This window comes from Rivularia sp. UHCC 0363, from assembly GCF_034931125.1.
Taxonomy (GTDB): Bacteria; Cyanobacteriota; Cyanobacteriia; order Cyanobacteriales; family Nostocaceae; genus Rivularia.
The window spans coordinates 91,476-94,955 of record NZ_JAYGHM010000029.1; the positions used below are offsets into that span (position 1 = coordinate 91,476).

The 3,480-nt window shown below is 36.6% G+C and carries 3 protein-coding genes; all 3 read right to left on the reverse strand.

Features of this window, described 5'->3' with window-relative positions; genetic code table 11:
• Window positions 1-178: 178 nt before the first annotated feature.
• A complete protein-coding gene (locus VB797_RS17675; protein ID WP_323239031.1) occupies window positions 179-1,054 on the reverse strand; it encodes a DUF2382 domain-containing protein in 876 nt (291 codons plus the stop codon).
• A 181-nt stretch (window positions 1,055-1,235) separates the two neighbouring features.
• Window positions 1,236-2,132, reverse strand: coding sequence for a DUF2382 domain-containing protein (locus tag VB797_RS17680; RefSeq protein WP_323239032.1), 897 nt, complete (start codon window positions 2,130-2,132; stop codon window positions 1,236-1,238).
• A 351-nt stretch (window positions 2,133-2,483) separates the two neighbouring features.
• Window positions 2,484-3,329, reverse strand: a complete 846-nt coding sequence (locus VB797_RS17685) for a DUF2382 domain-containing protein (RefSeq protein WP_323239033.1) — start codon at window positions 3,327-3,329, stop codon at window positions 2,484-2,486.
• Window positions 3,330-3,480 lie beyond the last annotated feature (151 nt).

Here is a 3,480-nt window from a genome sequence, read left to right on the forward strand (position 1 = left end):
GAGACGCTCGCACTACCATGACCCCTCATAACTTATATGGTCGAGTAATAGTTCTCGTCTTTTAAATGAGAAGTGACGGGGATCTAACACTATGCTACGGGGATCTATGCAAAACCATAATTAAAAAGACGTTGCAGTGCAACGTCTCTACATTATGATTAGAATATAATTACTTTTTTTATGCTTTAGAAGTACGGTTGAACCATTCTTGATATTTCTGCTGTTTTTCTTCGTCTTCCACAAGAATAGAAACTCGTACCTTTTTGCATCCGTGATTTTTCTCTAATTGGATAGCGTTAAGAATTAAAGAAGCAACTTTAGGTGAGTCAAATTCCGCAGTGACGGTTAAACCACCTTCAAAATTGCTACCGATTAAATTTGCTCCAGGTGTCAACTCGTCGTGAGAAATTTCTTCTTCACCCAAATCGATTTCTGCAAGCCTTTTAGGTTCAATACCCGGTTCTTCGATAATCAGTTTTTCACGTCGAACGGGGATTTGGATCATCCGAGTTTCTATTTCTTTACGGATAATAACTTCGCCAATTTTACGTTTGCTACGTTCAACAACTAGCCTTTCCCCTAACAAACGAATTATATCTTCTTCAGCTTCCACAAATTGCGATTGCGTTAGGCGATCGGCTTCAGGATTTTCTATAGTAGCGGAATGTTCTTTATAGTCAATAGGTTGCTGAGAATTTAGATTATCTGTCATGTTATTTACTTGATTTTTCCTTTCTATATATTCAGGTAACTGCGTTAATTGTGATTCGTCAATATGCAAAAAAACACGTTGAATCTTCGGTTCAATTTTGCGGACTAATTTTCCATTCAATAGTAAAAGGTTAGTCTGATGATTTTGAGATGTTTTTTCAATGACAAAATTAAGTTGACGATTAGGATTAACCATTAAATCTTTAACTTTGCCTATAAACCTACCTTGTTGATCGACCACATCAAAGTTTTTAACTTTACTTCTGAGCTTCTCAAGTAAATCAACTACTTTGCTGGATTTTTGATTAGAATCATTCTTATTATCGGTTATTTGATTATTCATATTTACACTGTTTTTTAATAACTATTCTTAAATTTAGCATTTTTATAATAATTATTGATTTTTTTATTCTTTTCTTTGATTCTTGCTCTCTATTCCCGGTACCCTAATATTAAAAATTAGCTATTAGCTACTAACTAAGAGCTAATAACTAATAACTAATAAACATTTCAGACATCAGAAATTAACGTCTGTCAGTAGGTAAATTTCCAGAATCAATATCTAATTCTTCACGACGAATTGTTTCTTGAGCTTCAACAGTTTCGTGGTCTACTTCTTTTCTGACTCTAACTTCTTCGCGAACGAATGCTTCTTTTTTGATATCAGCATTTTCTTCATAAATATCCATGTGAGCGACTTCACCTTCATTAAAAGTAGCTTCACCAGGAGCAACTGCTCTACCTGCATCTTGCGGAGTTACTCGCTCAACTACTACACGCTCTTTGTCAACTGGTACAGAAACTCGCGCAGTTTCGGTTTCAACGTGTTTACCAATTGCTACTTCTCCAGATTTACGACGCTGTTTGTTAGCAACTAAACGCTCTTCATAAAGTTTGATGTTTTGATGGTCTGTATCGTTCATATTGTACAGAGCAGGTTCGCGATCGTATTTATAAGTATCGCGTGTGTGAGCTACTGGTGCTGGTGTTGCTGCTGTTGCTGCATTATATACTGGTGCATCGAGGGGAGCAGAATCTTCGAGAGCCGCAGATGTTTCTACAGGTTGAGTACGATATACACCGCGTACATTTTCTTCATAATCGTAATCTAATACTTGGTTTTCATCGTATTCGGGTAAGTTTTCAGCTTGCTCCCTGGTCATACCAACAGCGTAAACGCGGCTAGTATTGTAATCAATGCGAGTACGTCCAACTGGCATTAATACTTTCTTACCAAAAATCCAGAAACCTAAGTCAACTACCAAATAACGAAAACGACCTTCTTCATCTACCAAAATATCGCTAACGCTACCAACTTTGTCATCGCTTCCGTCAGCGTAGACGCTCATGTCTTTAATGTCTTGACCCTGGAAGACATCGCGATAATCGGGATCGAAATCGCTAACTTTGTGAAGAACCATATATTTTTTTCTCCTATTGTTTTTTCATCGTTACTAACAACAATAGAAAAAAATATTTTGATATTCATCTTCCCCGCGACTGACTTAAAGTTTATGACAAACAATCATAAGTCGTATATTAATGTGTTTGCGATCGCGAAGGAGTTCTCTAAGTTCATTTTGATGGTGAAATACAATTATTTGTGCGGTCTTAAATGGTCTTAAATTTAGTTTTTTGATAAGAAACGAAAAATTATTATCTAGGTGTTTAATAAAAAAAACACTCTAAAGATAGACATTAGTATCTACCTTCAGAGCGTTTTGTTGTAAAACGAATTATTCTTTACAAAATATTAAAATCTGAATTCACGATTAAATGCGGTCGTTTTTAACGGAACTTGGGTCATTTACACGTAAATCACCTTGAGTATCAATGTCTAACTCTTCTCTGCGAATTGTTTCTTGCGCTTCAACAGTATCCTGTTCGACAACTTTTTTAACTCTTACTTCTTCACGCACGTATGCTTCTTTATGAATCTCAGCCTGCTCTTCGTAGAGTTCAACTCGTGCAACTTCACCTTCAGCAAAGTTAACCATGTCGGGGTCAACTACAGCAGCTTCTCCGGTGGGTGTAACTCGCTCAATCACAACTCGCTCTTTTTCAACTGGAACTGAAACTCTAGCGGTTTCTGTTTCAATATGTTTGCCAACACTAACTTCACCAGTTTTAACGCGGCTTTTGCTAGTAACTAAACGCTCTTCGTAAAGTTTGATATTAGAATGATCGCGATCGTTCAAATCGTATAAAGAAGAATCTTTTTGGTAGTTATAATTATCTGGCTGATGAGCTACATTTTTAGCTTCTGGAGCGCGATAAGCACCACGTACTTTCTCTTCATAATCGTAATCAACAGTCATGCTATCGTCGTATTCAGGCAAGTTTTCTACTTGCTCTTTATTTAGACCATCTACATAGACACGCTTCTGGTTATAATCTAGGCGTGAAAGACCGATTGGCAACAATATTTTCTTACCAAAAAACATTGCTCCAGTAGCAATAACTAAATAACGAAAGCGACCATCGTGGTCAACCAAAGCATCAGAAACAGAACCTATTTTGTCTCCACCTTGAGTGTAAAGAGACATTTCCTTAATATCTTCACCGCCAAAAACTTCTTTATAGTTGGGGTCGAAATCTGCAAGTTTGTATAATGCCATAGTAGTTATTGCTAATTGCTAATTTATTTACATCTAGGCTTCAGTATAAAAAATTAGCCTATACATTTTCTTCCTGCTTGCGACTTAATTTTATTGAGGTGTCATCAGTCTATAGTTCAATAGGGAGTAGGGAGTAGGGAGTAGGGAGTTA